Raw genomic sequence first — 21,129 nt, 5'->3', positions numbered from 1 at the left:
GATAAAATTCAGTACCGCCTTGTTTCTGATTAACTCAATAATATCACTGAATTTGTAGTAACGTGAGATGTCCGCCAAATACCGCGCCCGTATCGATATAATACTGATTAGCATATTTCTTGATTTCTTCTACTGGAGTGTGGCCGAAATAAAATCGCTGCGCTCCCGCAATAGTCGATAAATTACCTGCAGCAGACTCGGTTATCCGTTCGCGATTCCATATTACGGCGTAGTCATCAACGGGTTGCCCACTTATATAAGTGTTCAGCGGATAATCGGCGTGGGCGACGACGGTGAACTGTCCATCGTCTGTAGTGATTTCAATCATGTGTGGCAAGTTTGCGGCCTGAATGATGAGCTCCCGAGCGCGCGCTTCCAACGCTGGCGGCAGTTTAAAAAACCAGTCGCCGCCGTTTCTCAGCCAGCGGTCTACATTACGACCTTGCAGCGCATCGATTGCCATTTGCTCATGATTGCCTCTGACACAGGCAAACCACGGTTTCTCAATCAGCTCAAGACATCCGATACTGTCTTCACCGCGATCGATAAGATCGCCTACCGAAATCAGCAGATCTTCCCGCGCAGAAAATGCCTGTGACTCCAGCGCCAGATTCAGCTGAGTCAGGCAGCCGTGAAGATCGCCAACCACAAAAACTTTGCGATACTTACTACTATCAATATGTTGGGTAAGTGCCATAATGTTAGATATCCTCTTCGGTTTCTTAACATTACTTTATTCTTACTTTGAGCTTTGTTACAACGAATGAAAATAAGTCGTGTAAACCATTGATTATGCCCAGTCCTTGAGCATTTAAAAAAACAGATCGTCTTTTAATCAATTAGCATTAAGGTCTTGACCGCTTTTTGCGCTATACTACCTGCTGGCCCAAATAAAAACGGAGGTTTTATGAGCTCCACCGCAGTTAACACTCCTGACGAGTGTCCATTATGCCAAAGTACAACCAAAACCAAGACTTCACTCAACCTGACTGAAAAAGTGGTTAACGTAACCTGCACCACCTGCGGACGCTACAGTATTTTCCGCAAAACCGTGCAAGAAATTTCCGTTGATCGAAGCAAGCGCGTTGCTCTGCAAGCCTTCTTCTCAAGCCAGCCAAATTACCATTTGCCTCTATCACTCAAGGCAATAAGTAATCCTGAACCCGCGGGCGATTTCTAGCCCTATAAACGCCCTTCGGGGCTGTTTTATTTCCTCATCCTTCACAATTTATTCTGTTCATTTTGCTCCTGACCTTGACAAAATTGCGATCTAACTCACATATTTTAACTGTGGGTTCGCGACACTTTTTGCTTTGGCAAAGGTGCGTCTGCGTTCATAAAGCCTTCCCAGGCAATGTGTTAACCCAGACACAGGAGCGTTTAATGAAGATTCTCAACCGTCATCAAGTTTCAAGAAGAGATTTTTGCCAGCTGTTGTTACTGGCCTCAGCCATGCCATTGACCGGCTATGCGCAAGACAGTCAGCCGAACGTCAACATCCGCTCACTCACCTTAGATAAAACCGTTGGCGGCGTGCCCAACGATAAACTTCCTCTATTGATTTACCAACAGGCCGTGCCCAAAAACATCGCCAATACCGATGGCTATCTTACTGATTTATTTGCCCGCAACGGCTGGCCTGTACAGTGGCGCTATCAGATATTCACCTTCACCCATTATCATTCCAACACCCATGAATTATTGGGCGTCAGCCAGGGTCAGGCAAAAGTTCAGTTGGGTGGCGCAACCGGCCCGACAGCGACAATCCAGAAGGGTGATGTCATTCTCATACCCGCCGGAGTAGGCCATAAACAGCTTTCCGCCAGCGCCGATTTTCAAGTATTGGGGGCCTACCCTACTGGATTAAGCCCGGATCTTTATCACGACGATCCTTCCAAGCTCGCCGAAACACGTCAAAACATAGCGCGGATCGCGATGCCGACTACCGATCCGGTGACCGGAACTCAGGGTGGTATTCGGCAACGTTGGCAACAAAGCTAAGAAAATAAGATAGATACCAAACTTTTCAATCAAAATGGGACCGGTACCAATTGTTAGTTATTGACCCGTTGTGACGCAATAAATTGAGGAAAAAATCATGTTTTTAAGGAAATTATCAGGTTTTGTCCAACGCCTGACTCATTTGGCCACTGCGCTACCTTTAGCGTTAATCCTGATATTAACCAGCATAGCTATGCTATCTTCCGAGGCATTGGCCGCGCCGCGTCCGCTGCCTAAAATTGGCATTATTGGCGGCGGTCAGATGGGATCGACATTAGGCAAACTGTGGGTCGATGCTGGCTATCAGGTAATGTTCGCCTCGCGTCATCCAGATGAATTGAAATCGCTTGCCAGCTCTTTGGGGCATAACACCCAGGTCGGCACGGTGCAGCAGGCAACCCAGTTTGGCGACGTGGTGGTGATGGCGGTTCCCTACGGAGCTTTGCCGGGACTGGGCAAAACGCTGGGACCCGCGTTAAAAAATAAAATCGTGCTCGATGTCGGTAATCCGTATCCAGGTCGCGATGGTCAAACCGCACAAACCGCGCTGAGCATCGGCAGCGGTCGGGCAAGCGCAAAATTCTTGCCCGGCGCTCAAGTCGTCAGGGCCTTTAACTCGATAGCGGCCAGCACGTTGGCTTCCGACGCCCATCAATCGCCGCTGATTGCAGTGCCGTTGGCCGGAGACAGTCACGCCGCCGTTGAAGCGATTTCTACTTTGATTCATGCTGCGGGCTTCGTGCCGGTCGTTACCGGTAATCTTGACAGCGCCAAGCTTTTCCAACCGGGATCATCACTGTTCTTACAGGCTTTAAACGAAAAAGAGCTGCGCGCTAGCCTGGCCAATCCTTCTTGATCAGGCTGAAAAATAACTTTTTGCATCGCCTTCTTCGGCCAAGGCTTTGGCATAAAGTGGTGCGCGTACGCCGTGAAGAAATCGCCCCTCTGCTGTGGGGGTGGTTATACGTTTTTTCACTGCTTTGTGCTTACTACATTATCCGACCAATCCGCGATACGATCAGTACCGTCGCGGGGGCTCATACCCTGCCGTGGTTATTCAGCGCGGTGCTGGTGACGATGCTGCTATTGCAGTGGCCGTATAATTTCCTGACTCAGCGCCTGCCGCGTGAACGCTTTATTGCCTACAGCTACCATTTCTGTAGCCTGATTCTGCTGCTGTTCGCCGCGCTGTTCTTTCTGCCTGGTGGATTAAACAACCGCTGGGTTGGTCGGATCTTCTTTATCTGGGTCTCAGTTTTCAATCTATTTGCCGTCTCGGTTTTTTGGGCGCTGATTGTCGATGTCTTTGATACCCGACGAGGAAAGAGACTGTTTGGATTGCTGGCGGCCGCAGCCACCGTGGGCGCAATAGCCGGTTCTACAGTCACTGCCTTGCTGGCCCGACACCTCTCAACTTCAGCGCTGCTGGTGCTATCGGCATTACTGGTGCAGATTTCGGTATTCAGCGCGGTGAGATTATCGCGACGCGGGGCGCAGCTAAAGAAGCCTGCCGAAGAACCTACCGGCAATATGTTGGTGAACGAAACGGCCAAAAACGTGCTGACACCCCTGTTGGCCGGGATTCGACAAACGATAAAATCTCCTTATTTGCTAGGTATCTGCGGTTATATTCTGTTTTACTCAGTCACTTCAACCCTGCTTTATTTTCAGCAAGCCAGCATCGTGAGGCAGGCTTTCAGCGATGAAAGTCAGCGTACCGCCTTTTTTGCCAGCGTCGATCTGGCGATCAATATTCTGACCTTACTCTGCCAGTTGACGGTTACGGGTCGTATCATCTCCCGTTTTGGTACACCTTATACTTTGGCGCTGCTGCCTTTTATTAGCATCATCGGTTTTGCCTGGCTGGGTTGGGCACCTTCTCTAAGCATTTTGGTTGGATTCACTATTTTACGGCGGGCGGTTAATTTTGCTTTGGCTCGGCCAAGTCGTGAAATCCTGTTTACCGTAGTCAGCAAGCAGGAAAAATATCATGCAAAGGTGTTTATCGACACCCTGGTTTATCGCACCGGTGACCAGATTGGCGCATGGTCCTACCAGGCGCTAAGTGTATTAGGGCTAGCATTAGCGCCGATGGCGATTTTTAGCGTAGCACTGGCCTGTGGGTGGATGTTACTCAGCTTTTTATTGGGAAAATCTCAGGAAAAAATCAGTTTTAAAAACCCTTGATTGCTGATGGTTTTTTTAATAAATCACCATTAAACGCCCAACTTGACGACTTCAACTTTATTTGAATATTTACTGAATGAGTTTTGTGCAAATCGGATAAATACTAGCTTCAGGGATTTGATACAGATACAAAGCTAATTATCTCCCAAGATAATTTTAATCAGAATATTCCTCTATTTTTTTACATCTTGAAATCTTATTCCGAATTTAAATCCGGTGATAAAAACTTAGCATGGTGGAGTTTTTTTAACGGGTAATGGTACTTATGGAATTCGCACATTCATCGTCTTTATCGCATCAGTCGGCGGCAATTAACGCCCCTGAGCTGATCACCAGGATAGACGCCCTACCCTCATCACCGGGACTGTGGCGCTTTATAATATTGTTGGCAATAGGTGGTTTCTTTGAACTCTACGATCTGTTCCAAACGGCTTATATCAGCCCGGGATTGATCGCTGAAGGCATTTTCCACACCGGCAGCGCTGGCGTATTTGGTATTTCGGATCAGGCCGCTTTCGCCTCTTCGACCTTCCTCGGCCTGTTTGTCGGCACCAGCCTTCTGAGTCCGTTGGCCGACAAGTTTGGTCGTCGCCTGACCTTTATGTTTGCCCTGTTGTGGTACAGCTTTTTCACTCTGCTGATCGTCTTTCAGAACCAGGCCGAATGGATAATTTTCCTGCGCTTTCTGGTCGGTGTTGGCTTGGGTATCGAGCTGGTAACCATCGACACCTATCTGGTTGAAATGGTGCCTACTCGCCTGCGCAGTAAAGCCTTCGCCTTTTCATTTTTCATCCAGTTTATGTCGGTCCCGGTGGTAGCGCTGATTTCATGGTGGTTCGTTCCGCATACCTGGTTTGGCCTTACCGGATGGCGCTACGTGTTGTTGGTCAGCGTAGTGTTTTCACTGTTTATCTGGATCGTGCGCAAAAAACTGCCTGAGTCTCCTCGCTGGCTGTTACAGCAAGGCGAAGCTGATAAAGCCCTTGAAGTGCTTGAAGATCTGGAAAAACAGTGTGGAGCAGCGAAGGTAGAACGCCTTGAGCGTCTGGTGACTCTACATGATGAACAACAGTTCGAGCGTCGCGGAAGATTCAAAGAAATCTGGACGCCACAGTTCCGTTCTCGCACTATTATGCTAATGATTTTCAATATATTTCAGGCCATTGGCTTCTTTGGTTTCGGCAACTGGTTACCTGCTCTGCTGGCCGGACAAGGCAGCAGCTTCACCCACAGCCTGTCTTACTCGATAGTTATCACGCTCGGTTTTCCTCTGGGGTGTCTGATTTCAGTACTCTACGCCGACAAGTTCGAGATCAAGTGGCAGGTAGTGGCAGGCGCGCTGGGGGTAGTCATTTTTGGTGCGTTATTTGGTTTTCAGCGCAGTCCAATCGGCATGATCTTCTGCGGATTTATGGTCAGCTACTGTAACGCCTGGATGACCTATAGTTTCCACTCTTATCAAACCGAGGTGTTCCCGACGCGTATTCGCGTCACTGCCGTTGGCTTCTGCTACTCGTTTAGCCGCCTATCGACAGTGTTTAGCAGCATTATTATCGGAATGTTTTTGCAATACACCGGCAATATTGGCGTACTGTCGTTTATCGTCGCCAGTATGATCATTGTGGTGTTGGTTATCTCGATATTGGGACCGAAAACCAAAGACATAGAGCTAGAAAATATTTGATAAAACAGGCAATGCTGCGGACCGAAAATTCAGGTCCGCAGCAGCGTCAGGCAGGATTTAAACGGTTGGCCAGCGCTCTGAAGAATAGAGCCACATACGGATATTAAATAGATAAAACAGCGGCATAAATAGATGCATATCGGCCCGACATGCTGGTTCCAGCTTTAATAATAGCTGATTCAGCTCGCCCAGCAGCGATGGCGGAGGCGGTACGTAAATGTTTTTCAGCCTGCTCTTAATATAATTGTTTATCTCAAACAGCAGCGCGTCAGTATCAATACCGTTGTTTCTCAACAACTCTTCATGTCTGGCGTAAAAATCAAATACGCTAACGCCAATCCAGATTTCTGTTATCAGATTGCCCCCCAGGGCCACATTAGGAATAGGGTCCACTTTGATACGCGGCAAAATGATATTAACTTTATCCAGCATTCCCGCCACATATTGCTGACGCCCCAGCAATGACGATTTATTCATTTTAATTGCCTGGGTGAACTGCAATAGATCTTTAATTCCTCTGCGCAGCGCGCGCTTTGCAGTCCAGGAAGGTCGTTTATTACGAATAATTGCCGTAACCAGCACCGCAATAAGAATGCCGACAATGGTAGAGATTGCCGAGTTGATAATCGTCAGTGGATCGGGCCGGAAATCATGGCTCATGGCCATAAAGCTTGGGATCTGCGTCGAGATAATCAGACCAAAGATATTAGTCGCCGGATTGGCAATGACGAACCCCAAAGCCAGTAGACCCGGCACTAAACACATCACTAATGCTTCAAAGCTGGTCGCCGTGGGGATAAGAATCAGGGTATAAATCAGGCTGGCAGCGATGGCGATAATGACCGCCTTAAGGAAAACCTGCAGCGAGGCAATCGGGCTGTCTTGAGTCGCAAAAAACGAACAGGCAATCGATGCCATCACTGGCGCGGTACCGCCGTGCTTCCAGCCGCTGCCAATCCAGAACAGACAGCAAAGCATAGTGACGATAAAAATCGTCAGTGAAGACAGGAAAATCAGTCCTTTATCAGCATGCTTTTTAAATAGCTTAAACTTCGCAGGGTTCCTTTCATCGCCTAACGCGTTGACTTTTTCTTTTACTGCCAGATAAGCGTGCGCTATACGGATAAAGTTTTGCAGGCGCTCAACCAGGCCGGTTAACAATAACCCCTCCTCCGCGCTCATCTCTCCACGGATATAGAGATCTTTGATGCTTTCCTGTGAAGCTATCATCTCATCCACCAACACGGTGGTATCACCAAACTGTTGAGGATTATTGAGCCAAATTAAAAAGTGGCTAAAAGTTTCGGCAACAAAATTAGGAAAGGTAATACCGTGATCGCTCAGCAAGATCAGACGTTTCTCAATCGCACTCAGGGTCGGGATTAAATAAGAAAGATGCTGATATTGCACCGTCACCATGCGGATTAAGGTACGCGCCGAGTCGCCCTCATAAACGCAGTGGGTGATCAACACTTCGACGTTGACCGGATAATTGGCCATCTGGATCAGGATATTTTCATGCTCCAGCGACTTTTCTTTAGACACGCGCGTCAGCATGTCCCCGCAAATTTTCTTGGCGCTTTCAAACCAGTTGTTGACGCTATTTTCCAGCAACGTACTCATACGAACCGGGAAAATGATCATATGTACCAAGGTGCTACAGACGATGGCGACAGCGATTTCTTCAATTCGCGAAATCACCGTATAGGTGATGTCCAACGGGGAGGTGACATCGGCAAAGCCCATAATCGCCGCACTGTATCCTGCCAGCATAAAGACATAACTTTTAGGCGTGCGATCGTGCAGCGAAAGATAAAGACAGAAAGCAATCCACAGCGAAACGCTTACGCTGAAAAGCAGCGGATGCTGAACCGTGATCGGATAAATAAAGAAAATAAATGCGCCGCCCAACAGCGTTCCCAAAAGACGAAATACGGACTTTGAGAGCGTCGACGCGGAGTAAAGCTGAGAGATGATAAAAACTGAGGTCAAGGACCAGGCAGGCTTATCAAGATTAAGTTTTAAAGCGATGTATAAAGCCAGGAATGCAGCAATACAGGTTTTTACCGAGAACAAAAAAGCATTTTTTGTCAGCCACTTCATTTTTTATTTAAACAAATCACGTAAATTTTAAAGAATTATTTTATACCTCTAATAAAGCAGTTATCTTGTTTTGTTTGTAACAAAGATGTTCACAATTATGTATAAATAAAACGAAAAGTCACATTAAAGTGACTTTTCGTTATTAATCTGAAACTTAGTGGTTATTGTTCAGGCCATCTCTGCGCGGGATACAGCGCCATGCGGATGTTGAACAGATAAAACAAGGGGGTATATAACTGCATGTTCGAGCGGCACAGAAACTCAGTTCGCAACAGCAATTTATCGAGTTCGTCCAAAAGAGACTGCGGCGGCTTGATATAAATATTTTTTAGCCTTTTTTTATAATAGCGAGTAATTTCAGCCATTAACGCGTCGCTATCGAGAATATTTTCCCTGAGTAAATCCTGATGACGGGCGTAAAAATCGTAGCAATTGACCCCCAGCCATATCTCGGTAATCAAATTCCCCCCCAAAGCTACGTCAGGAATTGGGTCGACGGTGTTTCGCGGCAGAATGATATTTATCTTATCGATCATACTGGCCACATACCTCTGACGCGCCAATAACGATGAGGCATTCATTTTGATTTCAGAGGTAAACTGTAATAGCTCTTTAATACCGCGACGCAGCACACGTTTCGCAGTCCAGGAAGGCCGTTTGTTACGGATAACCGCCGTCAAAACCACGGCAATCACAATACCGACTACCGTAGAAACCGACGCATTAATGATCGACAGCAAATCAGGTTTGAGATTGTGAGTCATGCCAATAAAACCCGGGATCTGGGTGGCAACAATTAGCCCAAGGAAGTTGGTAGAGGGGTTGGCAATAACCAAACCCAGGGCGATAAGACCGGGTGCCAGCACAATGATCAGCGACTCGAAGTTAATCGCCGGAGGAATTAACAGCCCGACATAAACGATACTGATGGCAATGGCCACCAACACGCCTTTCAGGAAGACTTTCATCGAGCCAATCGGGCTGTCCAAAGAAGCAAAGAATGAGCACACCACCGCTCCCATCATCGGCGCGGTAGAGCCATCTTTCCAGCCGGTGCCTATCCAGAAAATGCAACCTATCATGGTGGCAGTAAAAGCGGTAAAACAAGAAAGCAGGATCATGCCACGGTCGGCGTGTTTCCTGATGAGTTTGACTTTGTCGCGTTTTCTCTCGGTACCCATGCTGCTGACGCGCTCTTTAGCCCCCATATAAGACTCGGACAAGCGAATAAAATTCTGCAGACGCTCGAGCAGGCCAATCAGCAACAGGCCCTCTTCGGCACTGATTTCTTCGCGCTCATATTGTCCCTTGATGCGCTCCTGAGAGGCGCTGATGTCGCTTTCAATCCACTTGGCTTGCCCGCTTTGCTCCGGACTGTTGAGCCATTGCAGAAAATGATTAAAGGACTCTGCGACATAGTCAGGAAAAACAATCCCCTGCTCCGCCAACAGGCTGAGGCGTTTTTCAATAGCAGTTAACGTAGGGATTAAATAAGACAGATGTTGGTACTGAGCACTTACCAGGCGAATGAGCTTACGCGCAGAATCGCCTTCATACACCAAGTGAGTGATCAACGTTTCCACAGACAGTGGATAGTTGGCCATTTGCACCAGAATCTGCGCCCTTTCCGGCGTACTGTCTTTCGATTCGGCGGTCAATAATTCGTTGCAAAGCTTTTTGGCGCTTTCATACCAATTGCTAACACTACTCTCAAGCAGATTGCGCATGCGCACCGGGAACACCAGCATGTGGATCAGACTGCTGCAAAGAATGGCAACAGTGATTTCTTCAACACGGGAAATAACGGTATAGGTTATCGCGAGCGGCGTGGTGACATCGGCAAAGCCCATGATGGCGGCACTATAGCCAGCCAGCATAAAGATGTAACTTTTGGGCGTGCGATCGTGAAGCGAGAGGAACAGGCAGCAGGCAACCCATAGCGACACGCTGAGACTGAAAAGTACAGGATGCTGAACGGTAAGGGGATAGATGATGAAAATAAAAATCCCGCCTAAAACGGTGCCCAAGAAGCGAAAAATCGCTTTGGAAACAGTGGAGGCTGAATAAAGTTGTGATATGACATAAACCGAAACCATGGCCCAGGCTGGTTTATCGAGGTTAAGTTTAAGCGCAATGTAAAGCGCCAGAAAGGCCGCAATACAGGTCTTTACGGCAAATAAAATCGCACTTTTTGATAACCATTTCATAGTAGAGTCAACAGCTCGCCATTTTCAAAAATGTCATTTTATACCGATCGGAATAGAACTGCTGCTTTATGATGATTTTAAGTTTGTAACAAAATAATCACAAGTTGAAAAGATTCAACGGGCAGGTCGATGCTGCCCGACGAATATCCCTTAATAATTAACGGCGCAGGCTACTTCTGTCTTGCCTGTTCTATCTGGCGAATGCCATCCAGTTGGGCATTACAGTTTTGTAAATCAGTCAATAAAAGCTCGTTCCACACAACAGATGCTCCGTAGTTGAGGGGGTCAGCGGGAGGAGACGACGGCTGACACTGTGCCAGAAGGCTTGCCGGAATGGGTGTTACTGGAACTTTGACGTACTGCGTTGTAGTGTTTGAGCAGGCTGTCATTAGCGGCAGCAGGAACAGGCACCACAGCGCAGGGCGCCGTTGCAAGCACCGTTTTAATAACTGTCTGCCGCTGCTGACTGGCGGTCTGGCTACTTTTCTGTTCATTCAGCGTCGCTCCGGCTATCTGGTTGAAAATCCCTACGCTAAGGGCCTGTGACTGAGTGATAAACTCGGCCTGCTCCTTTTGTTGGGTCAGTGCAGTCAACGCCGTGGCCTGCGTTAGCGTTTTTCCATAAAAATGAAAGGCAACGGCCAGCAACAGGCCTATACAGGCGAGGATCAGCACAGTAGTCATCACCGCAATTTTATTAATCATGATGGCCTCATCAGGCACACTTGCCGGTCGATTTCCCGCCGGTTTATCAGCCCGCGATTGCGCTGTTTATTCACGTAAACCCACTGGCGCAGGTCATCGCAGGCAGCCTTGGTATCACCGGCATTGAGGTGTCGGAGTAAAGAAGAGTGTTTAAAAGCGCCGACACCGACGTTGTAGGCGAAGGAATACAGCGCAGCTCGGGTGTAATTATCGATGGGTACTTTGACTGCCGCATCGACGGCTTTTTTGACCGGCTGCAAGTGTTTTAGCAACAGAGCCTCACACTCCTTGTCCGAGTAATATTTCCCCGGAACAACATCAGCCCCTGTAATACCACTACAAACGGTCCATACCCCACCCGCATCGCGATAAGGGGTACTTTTTTGCCCCTCAACGCCCTCCGGCCCGCCAAGTAAGGCAATCACAATAGTTAATGCGGTAGTGCCGCCCAATTTGACTAATTTGCTTCTCAATGCTGCTGACATAGCCATCAGGAACCTACCTTATTCATCACATCTTTCACCTCTTCGGCGACGCTTGCGGTATCCACTTCCGTATTATTTTTTCTACCGGCAAGATAGGAACGAAGGATCTCGGTTCTTTTCGAGTCTTCATTTTCACGGTTTACCAGGGCACGTTTATTGTTGCGATAAGAGTTAAAAGACAGCAATGCGCCGAAGATGGCGCAGAACACATAAATCCATTGTTCAGTGGTCAGACCCGCCGCACTAAAGAGTGCAGTGATCGTGGCCCAAAAATGCGTCCAGAATCCGTCACTTTGTGGGTTCATTTTCATAGTCTCCACCTCCAACTGTTGTTGGCTGTGCTCTGTAGTCATAGTTTCAGCGCCGGAGTCAGTTGCGACATAAAGTCTTGGGAGGTTGATTACTCGGCACTAAAGAGGTAAACAAAAAGGGCCACCGAAGTGACCCTTAGAATGAAACTAAAAACCCTGCCAAAGCAGGGTAAATTTGTTTGTTTAAACTAATCATTTACCTAGGCGCTTAGAAATATTTTTCCTTTAGCGCAACCAGTTCGGCCTCAGCTTCCTGACCCAAAACTTCAATCCCCTTTTCCACAAACTCTACAAAAGCCTGAGCCTTGGCCTTAAAATCATCCAGGGGTGAACTTGCATCAGCTTGAGCCAAACTGCTGGCCGATTCGGTATCAGAAGATGATGTATCGGTAGAAGCCGCTGCCAATGCGGCATTGGCAGAAGCTACGTCCGTCACTGGTGTCACCGAGGCGGTATCCGCAGCAGTGACATCTGCCGCAGGTGTCGCATCGGCAACGGTTGCATTTAAAACATTAGGGGCTAATTCACTCATGGTTATTTCCTCTTCAGTGGTATTTTCATTGGCATTTGCCGGCGTGTAATAAAGGCTTTTCAGCCAGTAGAAAAAACTTTTAAACATTCAACATCACCTCTTTTTGAGGCCTAAACGCAAAAAACCCCGCCGAAGCGAGGTTTTACATTCTGGGTTAGCTACGTGACTCAGTAACCACTACTGATAGAGTAAACGGCTTATTGCGGACCGTGTGAAGATTTCTTTAGGTTCGCGATAAATTTCAACAATCGGGTCCATATCCAGCTTTACATCTAACATTGCCAGACATCCTTCGACGAATCCTTCAGCCATTTGAAGCATGATCCGCACCAGTTTTTCATCACGTTTTATAGATCGGGCAATCGCACGCTTAGGCTGCTTCATGACATAGTGCAGAATCAGCAGCTGATATTCTTCAGGCCGCGAAGTCTGGAGGCGCGTGACACAGCCGTCAATTAACAGTCCGTCATCATCGCAGCAGCTGATTCGCGAAGATGAAGGACGTGGCAATAATCCCCGGAAACCGGCAGCCGTTTTCTGCCAATCCAACTGACTGTGATCCGCTGCCGCCCAGCCGCCCCACCGCTCCAGAACTTGTGGTATATCTCTCATAAGATGTCCTCCAAAGATCGCTTATTCATACCTTGCCATTTAGCGGCTGAGTTGATTTCCCAGGTTAAAACATCCATACCCAAGTTCTATTAGCTACGCATCACCCTGCTAAGTTAACTTAGATTTTATATTCAAACTTAAGTTTGATCAAATAAAACTAAGTTAACTTAGCAAAAATTAGTGAACATAACTTATGTGAATCTGGGAGGTGTCGAGTGAGAAACTGCTGCGCATGAATAAAAATACCGAGGCGCAATCTCTAAAATACTTAGCAATTTCAAGAGATAAATAAGACTAGTGGGTCCAGTCTTAAGAGAACTTAAAGCTAAATTATTGGAATTTTCAGACAGTGACTCTAATGGATAAAATTTGACCCGCCACCGATTTTGACCAACTGTACTACCGATACTCAATAGTTTCTTATATGTACTAATCAACGGCTGAAGTGGCGTTTTACATTCCGCTCAGATCAAAAAATATTTTTTTAAATCCCTTGAATACCCAGAATAAAGTGAATGGCTTTATTAAACAGCATGTTAAGCCACCCATAAAGTAATGATATTTTAATTTACGCCATTTGAGTTGCGGCCACGGCATGCTTTTTACAGGATTGCTACGTGACTCAGTAACCACTTTTAACAGAGTAAATGGCTTTTTGCGGACCGTGTAAGCTTTTTTGGTTTGCCAAAGTCATCAACATAAGTCATACCTAAGAATTATTAATCCTTGACCTTCCCAACCTAAGTTAAATTAGCTAGTATGCCTATGGTTAAGTTTTATCAAATGCAACCTGGACAAGATTGGTGAGAGTAATTTATGGAATCAGTAGGAGCGAGACTAAAAAGACTACGCCGTGTGACTAAAACAACACAAAAAGTCCTCGGTGAATACTGCGGTGTATCAGACGTTACGGTGGGCTATTGGGAGAAGGATTTAAACGTTCCTAAAGCAGAGTCACTGCTAAAGCTTGCAAAATACTTTAATACCACTGAAGCTTATGTGTTGTATGGCACTGATTTTACAGGCCTTCAGCCGTTGGCAACCAGCGTCAGGAAAATCCCGATACTTTCATGGGTACAAGCTGGGGTGTTTACAGAATCGGAATCAAGTGAACTTTTTGAGAGAGCAGAGTACTGGATGGAAACCGGATTACGAGTGTCTTCAGACGCATTCGCTTTAACAGTGCGTGGTGATTCAATGACTAATCCATCTGGTCTGCCTAGCATCCCGGAAGGCTCTACTGTGATTGTCGATCCCAATGTCGAAGCCACCAACGGCAAAATTGTTGTCGCTCGTATAGCCGGTACTAGCGAGGCCACAATGAAAAAGTTAGTCATTGATGGTCCAAACAAATATCTGGTTCCTCTCAATCCGCGCTATGCCAATATTCCGATTTGCGACAACTGTGAAATTATTGGTGTCGTTCGCGGAGTGCAGTACGAAATCTAAAGAAATTCTGATAGTAAAAAGAGTTGAGGCTACGCGGCTTTTGCTCTTTTTTCACCTTCGAAAATTAAGCTAAAGTTTTTAAAATGGAGGTTATATTCATCTTCATTGCGTATAAAATCGCCGAAACTCACTGTAATGAATCCCATCAAGAGACTTGAACCGCGGGCCTTGCGACTTGAATTATCTGCAATATCAACCATATTCAAAGGGAGTTTTACCTTGTTATGAGGAAATACAGATGGCAGAGAAATTTGAAGCGGGCGACGTAGTACTGCTTAAATCTGGTGGTCCAAAAATGACTATCGACAGTTACGATCAGGATGATGAAAAATACCGCTGCGAGTGGTTTGTCGATGGCAAAGTGCAACACCAACTATTCAGAGAGTCTTCACTGGAGAAATACGTTTCACCTGGTTGGTAGCCTAGGCAGAATATCAAATATGCATTCAATGATTTGATTATTTGAATGCATTCCCTATAAACTAATCACGGCTAAGTCTACCCAAATAATGTATGTGCTTTTGAAAACGCCACTATTAATGGCGTCAATATTCGCTACACGCATTACGTTAACTTTTTAAACTAAAGCTTTTAGTTTAAATATACAGGTAAGCGTGACAATTCGGTGTTATGAATATACTCATCAAGGAATGCCGCCATAACCTTTGCCTGCTCAAGAGTAAGGCCAGTAAACAGCTCTCCTGCAGTGGGAAGCTGAGGTAAATCCTCGATTTGGTAATTGAACCGTAAACAGGCGAGTTGTTGGCATTCACAACAATCCAGACTTGATGGAATATAGACAAGCACGTCTTCATTTGACATATATAAACTTCCTTTCTGATTGCATGGAAAAACCAGACTAACACGCTCCTAATAAGTATTAAATCCTAAAAATCATTCAGCCATCTCAAAATTCATATATCGTTAGCCACTCATTAATTTCAAATAACTCTCTTGAATAAGTTAAAGAATTAACTATTAAAGCGAACTATGTATATTTATTTAAATAAATATTCAAAATTTATCGCCAAATTCAAAGCTGGAATTAACGCTATTTCCCTAAGTTAAGGAAAAAAATTAGCTAAAAACTCACCGTTTTATCTACAAGCCAGTTTTGTATTAAGCATGTCCCCTTATGGGCCATATCAATCATAATGTTATAACTCACCATGCTTTTTCGTGAGCTCTTACTGGAGCAAACTGTTGAAGGCTCGCGCGACCTTTCGCGTGAAACTAACGTGATTGCCGTTCAGGTCAAGGCGATCAGAACTGCTTTGGGATTGTCACAAAGTGGCTTCGCAAAACTGATTTCAGTGAGCGTTGATACGTTAAAAACTCGGAGCAAGGCCGGCGAGAACCTACTGGCCCTGCCAAAGCACTGCTTAGAGCCATCGAGCGCGATCCGCAGCACGTCATCTCGCCCTGTCAGCCAAAGGCTAACCCCGCTTTTACGGCAAGTTTTCAATAAAGCATCTTTTTGAATTTCTTTTCAATCAGATGCTTTAAATAAACTCCCTATCTACCTAACAAATTACCTCAGGTTTTCTGCGCAGCTGCTAGGGGTCTAGGGATGAAGCAAAGGCAAAATTTCCTGAAATTGAATTCGGTTTCACCTTTCATGATTTGAAGGCGAAAGACATTTCGGATTTGACCGGAAATCTATACAACAAGCAGGCGATTACCGGGCAAAAAAATGCATCGCAAACGGCAATTTATGACAGAAAAATGAAGGTCGTTCTGTAAGTATCCCACTAAAACGGACCATTCACTTTTAGAGATCTTCCGACATACTGATTATGTCCACCTGAGGAGATCGCTATGCGTAAGATCCGATTCACCGAGCATCAGATCATTGCCGTCCTGAAATCTGTAGAAGCTGGTCGAACCGTCAAAGATGTGTCTCCTGAGGCTGCTATTTCTGAAGCCAGCTATTACAACTGGAAGGCGAAATATGGCGGGATGGAAGCCGCTGATATCAAAAAGATCAAAGATCTTGAAGACGAGAATCGTCGCCTGAAGCAGATGTTTGCCGATCTGAGTCTTGAATGCCGGGCGCTGAAAGACGTCATCGAAAAAAAGCTTTAAAACCAGCGATAAAGCGTGAGCTCGTCAACTATCTGACCACGCAATTTACGATGAGCATACGCCAGGCATGCAGGACGTTATCGCTGAGCAGGACGGTGTTTCGTTATCAACCGTATACGCGACGTGATGAAGCGGTGATCCAGAGGCTGACAGAGGTCGCTGAGCGCTATCCCCGCTAAGGTTTTAAGAAGCTTTTTCAGGTACTTCGCAGGCAGGGGCACGGCTGGAACCACAAACGTGTCCACCGGATTTACTGTCTTCTCAAACTGAATTTTCGTCGTAAGGGTAAACAACGCCTGCCGGTGCGTAATTCAGCTCCGCTGGCAACGCCGGAAGCACTCAACCAAAGTTGGTCGATTGATTTTATGCACGACGCGCTGACATGTGGCCGACGTTTTCGGACTTTCAATGTTGTCGATGATTTTAACGGTGAAGCTCTGGCGATAGAAATTGACCTAAATATCCCAGCGCAGCGTGTCGTCCGGGTGCTGGAAAGGATAGTGGCAAACCGTGGATATCCGCTGAAGATGCGAATGGATAACGGACCGGAACTGATATCACTGGCTCTGGCGCAATGGGCCGAAGAGCATGCGGTGAAGCTGGAATTTATCAAGCCCGGTAAGCCAACACAGAATGCGTTTATAGAACGGTTTAACCGAACGTACCGGACCGAAATACTGGATTTTTATCTGTTCAGAACACTGAATGAAGCACGGGAAATAACGGAGCGCTGGCTGAATGAATACAACAGTGAGCGGCCTCATGAATCTCTGAATAACCTGACGCCGGAAGAATATCGGTTGATGGCTGAGAAACCAGAAATCTCAAAAAGTGCGTGGAACTAAAGCTGGGATACTTACAGTTCCTACGGTGGGTGACCAATAATATTATGAAACCCCAAAAACAAAAAAACCACCCGAAGGTGGCATAACGACATTACTACTTTATGCTTATGATAATACTGTAATTTTCCATGGTACCCGGGACGAGACTTGAACTCGTACAGCGCGAACGCCGAGGGATTTTAAATCCTGCGTGGTTGCTTAATGATCCATATGGTTAGCCAACTCTTTCATAATATGGACATATTATTTAGTTAAGTTAACTCAGTAAGTTACAATCGGCGAAAGCTTGTTATTATGAAGTTTTTCCCAATAATTGACGGGGGTTCAAATCCCCCCAGCTCCACCAAATTAGATAGGACAGTGACCGGACAAACTAATATAAACCAGTGATTTATGAGCTAGGCAAGGACTCAGCACTGACACCATCGAGACAGAAAAGGATACGTAAAAGATACGCGGATCCTTTGAAGGAAAAACCTCTGCTAACCCAGAGGTTTTTTTTCGTGTAAATTTTATTAGTTCAGATTTGAGCCGACACTGTTACGGCACTGGACTAAACCCAATCTGACAGGCAGTTTTGTGCCAATTGCGGAAGTTGAAATAACACTTTCATGTAATCAATCGTGACCGTTGTTATTCCATAAATGAATAACATTGACGTGACATCGCAGTTAGCGCTCTTAGTATGGCTTCTTCAATAAGGATTAAAAGATGATCTTGTTTCGCTCAATGACGGAAGAAGAGTACCCTGCTTATCTTGAATATTTTATTCCTGATTATGCAGATGAGATAGGGTCAAATTATGGAATATCCAAAAGTGATTCTCTGGCGAGAGCCAAGCAGGAAATATCGGAATTGCTTGCGGAAGGAGTGAATACACATGGGCAAATTTTGCTGTCCATTGTCACGAAATTAGATGTATATGAAAGGCATGTAGGCTATCTCTGGTACAAACCAGATACGGCAATGCGCACGGTTTTTATCTATGATTTTCATATTTTCAATTCATTCCAAGGAAAGGGGTTGGGTAAACAGGCTCTTCGCGCTTTTGAAGATAATCTTCAGGATAAGGGTTTTAAAGAGATTAGACTTCGCGTTGCTGGAGATAATGCCCGCGCTCTCCATATATACGAGAGCAGCGGTTTTGGAGTAACGGGTATCAATATGAGCAAGGCCATCGTGCGCTAAAATATTAAATAACAGACTAAGTAATTGAAAACCATGTCTGCTCTTCGCTCAAAGCGGACAAAGGGTGTGGATTTCGCGGTTGCCTACAACTATGAATCGATGCTTAATGACTGGACAAGCGGAACACGACATCACTCTCTAACGCAATTTTTTCAATTGATACCTTACCAGTGACCTGTATGACCTTTTCCCAAAACCTCATTCCCGCTGCGTTGTCTTTCATTACGTTTATCTCCCACACTCCAGAATGTAACTTTAGAAGTTTTGTGAAAGCATGTTTTCCGATACCTCCTGCACGATGCTCGGGGAGGACATAAAATTCCGCAACAGAATAGTCAGTGCCTTTTCCAGACGGGGACCAGGTGTTTATCAACGCAAATCCCGCAATCGTCTTATCCTTGATGATGAAATAAGGCCACCTGTCTTCATCGATCCAGTATCTGTCGAAAAAAGGGTCATCTTCTTCCATGTCCTCACTGTGAAACAGTTCTTTGAGGTAAGGAGAAAACATGGACCGGAGAGTATTTTTGTCTGCAAGTGAAACTGGCTGCAAATCAATAACCATTTATAAATTCTGCATATAAACTTCAAAGGAATCACTGTACGTTAAATTGGCTGCGATGACATGTAATGTCTGCTGATCGCTCAAAGCTGCCAGCCACCTTAGTCGCGTTTTTTGTTGGATATGGTCAAGTAAAATGTAAATGGGTAGTCAGGTCACATGCAATTGCGCACCCACGGCTTCAGGAAAAAGTCGCAGAGTGATGGGGATACCGATTCAATCCTTATATGTATGAAGCCGCAGAAGCGCTTATAGTGTGTATTAAGGCCGATCTGTTTCATCACACTTACCCGGTGCTGAAATCAGTATAATGGCGCCTTGCTACGCAGAACTGCGAACCGGCTATCTGTATCTGTGTAACCAGCTGGACTACGCCTTACCGGTTTACGTGTTCTCACCAGGGAAAGGAGCACAGTAATGAGCGGTATGATGTTAGGTCAGGTGGTGCTGATGGCCATTGTGATCAGTTGGCTTTTGTTAGTGCTGAAGTTTGACGTCTTGAAGCGCGGCGAGGCAAAGATAATCACCATGGCCATGCTGGCAGCACTTTTTGAGCTGGCGATCGCCAGGATTATCTACATGCTGTGAACCGTAAGAAAAAATAATGCTTTGTTTGCCATTGCAGGACATGTGGTATTTAATTCCCTGAGGATATCACTACATAGAATCTTGTAATGGCAGCTTTAAACCAAACGGATCGGAATGAACCAGGGCATCAATACAATTTCAGAACACCTCTACCGCTAGGCGAGTATTTCGCAATTACTCCCACCTATCGCCCTCCTCATAACGCTCAGCCCATAATCGACGACCAAACTGGCGTATGCATTGGCTACTCTGTAGCTCAGGCACCTGGCCTGTGGCAGATATATGACGCTGATGGACGATTTGCGATACTCGAAGAAGTCCCCTTAGAGACGCCGCTGATTGACCCTACTGATATTGCCTTATTCATGTTTGGTGCATTTCGTCTGCTGCGCACGGGTGTGGGATTGTTTGAGTCGGGCATCAGCAACAGAGTCAAGGCTGTATTAAGCTGCGGGGCGCTCAATATCTTGAAGGGACGCTTCAAGGCTGGTCTGTCAGTAAGGAACTTGCTGTTCACGCAGGCCACTGCTAGGCATATGGCCGATCCCGGAAGGTATATCCCCGTTCATATCCTTGAAAAAGCGGTAAGGTTCGGAAGGCGAGGCCCGGACCCACAAAAGATACCCGGCCAGTTCGAATACATCATAGGCATGACCCGCCTCACTAAAAGAGTTGAAGGGAATGCGATCGTTTATAGACCTAAGAAGTACACCTTGCAGGTTATCATCAGAGAGAAGGACTGGACAGTAATGCACTATCACATAGAGGCGGTTCGATAATGTTTGAAATCAAAAACGAAAGTGTCTTATTCCGCTTCTCCTTTGTCGAGCGAATCGAAGTTCTGGAAGACCGCCGACAAGATCTGATTGTGTGCTGGCTGGAGATTGAGGAACCTTCCATAAAGCTGCAATGTGAGTGTGAGCTGACTCTTTTTGATTTGGAAAGGCTTCGGGACATGCTTTCGCGGTTCTATGACAAAATTTCGAACAACATAGAAGCGGCTCCTGAATTATTTACGCCAAGAGTGCCGGTATTTGCGTTTGAAGTCCGTGAGGTGGAAGGCGATGATATTATCGGCTTCAACTTTACTGCCAGCCCTCAAGAAGATGAAGGGTGGACGCTTAAGGGTGGCATAGTGATAGACCAGTCTTATTTCCCCGGCCTGATTCGTGGGGTTGAGTCCATACTGACTAATTAATGGACTGACCTGCTCCCTGATAATTCACACAGAAGGCTGTTAGCAATGTCGGCTTTTCGCTCAAAGCCGACTGTCAGATCTGATTCTGTTTTGTCCGATGAAACTGTCAGCTCAAGTCTGAGCTAATACAACTAAATAAATGGGCAATCATCAAACTCACCTGTCGTCGCATCATTGATGATGAACGTCATCACACCCCACATCATCGTTTCTTCCCCTTCCAGATCGCCGCCTGCAATCAATCTAACATCATCGACATTATCCAGCGACTCAAGGAAAGCAGTCGGGAAAAGCTTCAGGCGTTTTACCTCAAACTCTCCCGTGCTGCCGTCTACTGCCGTTCTTGACCGGTCGATGACCAGAACAGCGCCCTGCTTAATCCCTTCC

General features: G+C 46.1%; 21 protein-coding genes and 4 pseudogenes. 14 read left to right on the top strand and 11 right to left on the bottom strand.

The genetic code is table 11. From position 1 onward, the window contains the following. Window positions 1-43: 43 nt before the first annotated feature. On the bottom strand, window positions 44-697 hold the full coding sequence (locus tag SPM24T3_RS15740; RefSeq protein WP_009637779.1) for a metallophosphoesterase: 654 nt from the start codon (window positions 695-697) through the stop codon (window positions 44-46). Between the two features lie 210 nt (window positions 698-907). Here SPM24T3_RS15740 and SPM24T3_RS15735 point away from each other — a divergent pair, with 210 nt between their 5' ends. The 5 genes from SPM24T3_RS15735 (at window position 908) to SPM24T3_RS15715 (ending at window position 5,872) form a co-directional block, all read left to right on the top strand. Continuing rightward, the gene (locus SPM24T3_RS15735) at window positions 908-1,180 is read left to right on the top strand and encodes a hypothetical protein (RefSeq protein ID WP_009637778.1); all 273 of its coding nucleotides are present in this window, start codon (window positions 908-910) and stop codon (window positions 1,178-1,180) included. 203 nt (window positions 1,181-1,383) lie between these two features. Next, on the top strand, window positions 1,384-2,001 hold the full coding sequence (locus SPM24T3_RS15730) for a cupin domain-containing protein (protein ID WP_009637777.1): 618 nt from the start codon (window positions 1,384-1,386) through the stop codon (window positions 1,999-2,001). Window positions 2,002-2,098: 97 nt separating this feature from the next. Further along, window positions 2,099-2,857: an NADPH-dependent F420 reductase gene (locus SPM24T3_RS15725; protein WP_009637776.1), complete on the top strand. Its 759-nt coding sequence runs from the start codon at window positions 2,099-2,101 to the stop codon at window positions 2,855-2,857. A 59-nt stretch (window positions 2,858-2,916) separates the two neighbouring features. Further along, window positions 2,917-4,188 (top strand): NTP/NDP exchange transporter, encoded by a 1,272-nt coding sequence (locus SPM24T3_RS15720; RefSeq protein ID WP_237713085.1) that lies wholly within the window; start codon window positions 2,917-2,919, stop codon window positions 4,186-4,188. A gap of 265 nt (window positions 4,189-4,453) precedes the next feature. Further along, window positions 4,454-5,872, top strand: coding sequence for an MFS transporter (locus SPM24T3_RS15715; RefSeq protein WP_192807955.1), 1,419 nt, complete (start codon window positions 4,454-4,456; stop codon window positions 5,870-5,872). A 57-nt stretch (window positions 5,873-5,929) separates the two neighbouring features. On the opposite strand, the gene SPM24T3_RS15710 is transcribed toward SPM24T3_RS15715, so the two are convergent. From SPM24T3_RS15710 to SPM24T3_RS15680, 7 genes are all read right to left on the bottom strand, one after another. Next, window positions 5,930-7,975 (bottom strand): FUSC family protein, encoded by a 2,046-nt coding sequence (locus SPM24T3_RS15710; RefSeq protein ID WP_009637773.1) that lies wholly within the window; start codon window positions 7,973-7,975, stop codon window positions 5,930-5,932. A gap of 161 nt (window positions 7,976-8,136) precedes the next feature. Then, the gene (locus tag SPM24T3_RS15705) at window positions 8,137-10,182 is read right to left on the bottom strand and encodes an FUSC family protein (RefSeq protein WP_009637772.1); all 2,046 of its coding nucleotides are present in this window, start codon (window positions 10,180-10,182) and stop codon (window positions 8,137-8,139) included. 285 nt (window positions 10,183-10,467) lie between these two features. Then, a complete protein-coding gene (locus SPM24T3_RS25520) occupies window positions 10,468-10,887 on the bottom strand; it encodes a hypothetical protein (protein ID WP_009637771.1) in 420 nt (139 codons plus the stop codon). Next, window positions 10,884-11,378 carry a lysozyme gene (locus SPM24T3_RS15695; RefSeq protein WP_009637770.1) on the bottom strand — a complete coding sequence of 165 codons (495 nt, stop codon included), beginning with the start codon at window positions 11,376-11,378 and terminating at the stop codon, window positions 10,884-10,886. Before SPM24T3_RS15695 ends, SPM24T3_RS25520 begins: the two co-directional genes overlap by 4 nt. Beyond that, a complete protein-coding gene (locus tag SPM24T3_RS15690) occupies window positions 11,378-11,725 on the bottom strand; it encodes a hypothetical protein (RefSeq protein WP_237713084.1) in 348 nt (115 codons plus the stop codon). The genes SPM24T3_RS15695 and SPM24T3_RS15690 overlap by 1 nt, the downstream gene beginning before the upstream one ends. A 166-nt stretch (window positions 11,726-11,891) precedes the next feature. After that, complete coding sequence (locus SPM24T3_RS25955; RefSeq protein WP_009637768.1) at window positions 11,892-12,302, bottom strand: hypothetical protein; 411 nt, start codon at window positions 12,300-12,302, stop codon at window positions 11,892-11,894. A gap of 90 nt (window positions 12,303-12,392) precedes the next feature. Beyond that, complete coding sequence (locus SPM24T3_RS15680; protein WP_009637767.1) at window positions 12,393-12,827, bottom strand: antiterminator Q family protein; 435 nt, start codon at window positions 12,825-12,827, stop codon at window positions 12,393-12,395. 816 nt (window positions 12,828-13,643) lie between these two features. On the opposite strand from SPM24T3_RS15680, the gene SPM24T3_RS15675 reads away from it, so the two are divergent. Together SPM24T3_RS15675 and SPM24T3_RS15670 are read left to right on the top strand one after the other, a co-directional pair. Next, entirely contained in the window at window positions 13,644-14,276 is a 633-nt protein-coding gene (locus tag SPM24T3_RS15675; protein ID WP_037378818.1) for a LexA family transcriptional regulator, read from the top strand. Between the two features lie 238 nt (window positions 14,277-14,514). After that, entirely contained in the window at window positions 14,515-14,697 is a 183-nt protein-coding gene (locus SPM24T3_RS15670; RefSeq protein ID WP_009637765.1) for a YodC family protein, read from the top strand. A 170-nt stretch (window positions 14,698-14,867) separates the two neighbouring features. Here SPM24T3_RS15670 and SPM24T3_RS15665 read toward each other — a convergent pair whose 3' ends face one another. Continuing rightward, entirely contained in the window at window positions 14,868-15,098 is a 231-nt protein-coding gene (locus tag SPM24T3_RS15665) for a hypothetical protein (protein ID WP_009637764.1), read from the bottom strand. 347 nt (window positions 15,099-15,445) lie between these two features. Here SPM24T3_RS15665 and SPM24T3_RS25950 point away from each other — a divergent pair. The 4 genes and pseudogenes from SPM24T3_RS25950 (at window position 15,446) to SPM24T3_RS15645 (ending at window position 18,394) form a co-directional block, all read left to right on the top strand. After that, a pseudogene (locus tag SPM24T3_RS25950) lies at window positions 15,446-15,744 on the top strand (helix-turn-helix domain-containing protein). Window positions 15,745-15,839: 95 nt separating this feature from the next. Then, window positions 15,840-16,019, top strand: a pseudogene (locus SPM24T3_RS25945) (integrase); the annotation flags it as partial. 75 nt (window positions 16,020-16,094) lie between these two features. After that, window positions 16,095-17,206 (top strand): annotated as a pseudogene (locus SPM24T3_RS15650) (IS3 family transposase). A 711-nt stretch (window positions 17,207-17,917) separates the two neighbouring features. Beyond that, a complete protein-coding gene (locus tag SPM24T3_RS15645) occupies window positions 17,918-18,394 on the top strand; it encodes a GNAT family N-acetyltransferase (protein ID WP_009637760.1) in 477 nt (158 codons plus the stop codon). Between the two features lie 103 nt (window positions 18,395-18,497). On the opposite strand, the gene SPM24T3_RS15640 is transcribed toward SPM24T3_RS15645, so the two are convergent. Further along, window positions 18,498-18,959 carry a GNAT family N-acetyltransferase gene (locus tag SPM24T3_RS15640; protein ID WP_009637759.1) on the bottom strand — a complete coding sequence of 154 codons (462 nt, stop codon included), beginning with the start codon at window positions 18,957-18,959 and terminating at the stop codon, window positions 18,498-18,500. A gap of 414 nt (window positions 18,960-19,373) precedes the next feature. On the opposite strand from SPM24T3_RS15640, the gene SPM24T3_RS25515 reads away from it, so the two are divergent. From SPM24T3_RS25515 to SPM24T3_RS15630, 3 genes are all read left to right on the top strand, one after another. Continuing rightward, window positions 19,374-19,544: a hypothetical protein gene (locus SPM24T3_RS25515; RefSeq protein ID WP_157135317.1), complete on the top strand. Its 171-nt coding sequence runs from the start codon at window positions 19,374-19,376 to the stop codon at window positions 19,542-19,544. Window positions 19,545-19,630: 86 nt separating this feature from the next. Further along, complete coding sequence (locus tag SPM24T3_RS15635; protein WP_009637758.1) at window positions 19,631-20,323, top strand: hypothetical protein; 693 nt, start codon at window positions 19,631-19,633, stop codon at window positions 20,321-20,323. Then, window positions 20,323-20,742: a hypothetical protein gene (locus SPM24T3_RS15630; protein ID WP_009637757.1), complete on the top strand. Its 420-nt coding sequence runs from the start codon at window positions 20,323-20,325 to the stop codon at window positions 20,740-20,742. The genes SPM24T3_RS15635 and SPM24T3_RS15630 overlap by 1 nt, the downstream gene beginning before the upstream one ends. A gap of 131 nt (window positions 20,743-20,873) precedes the next feature. Here the strand turns inward: SPM24T3_RS15630 and SPM24T3_RS15625 are convergent. Then, window positions 20,874-21,129 (bottom strand): annotated as a pseudogene (locus SPM24T3_RS15625) (DNA polymerase V); the annotation flags it as partial.

This window comes from Serratia sp. M24T3, from assembly GCF_000257645.1.
In the GTDB taxonomy this organism is placed as follows: domain Bacteria; phylum Pseudomonadota; class Gammaproteobacteria; order Enterobacterales; family Enterobacteriaceae; genus Rouxiella.
Note: the sequence above shows the minus strand (reverse complement) of the source record. Positions and strands in the feature narration are given on the sequence as shown.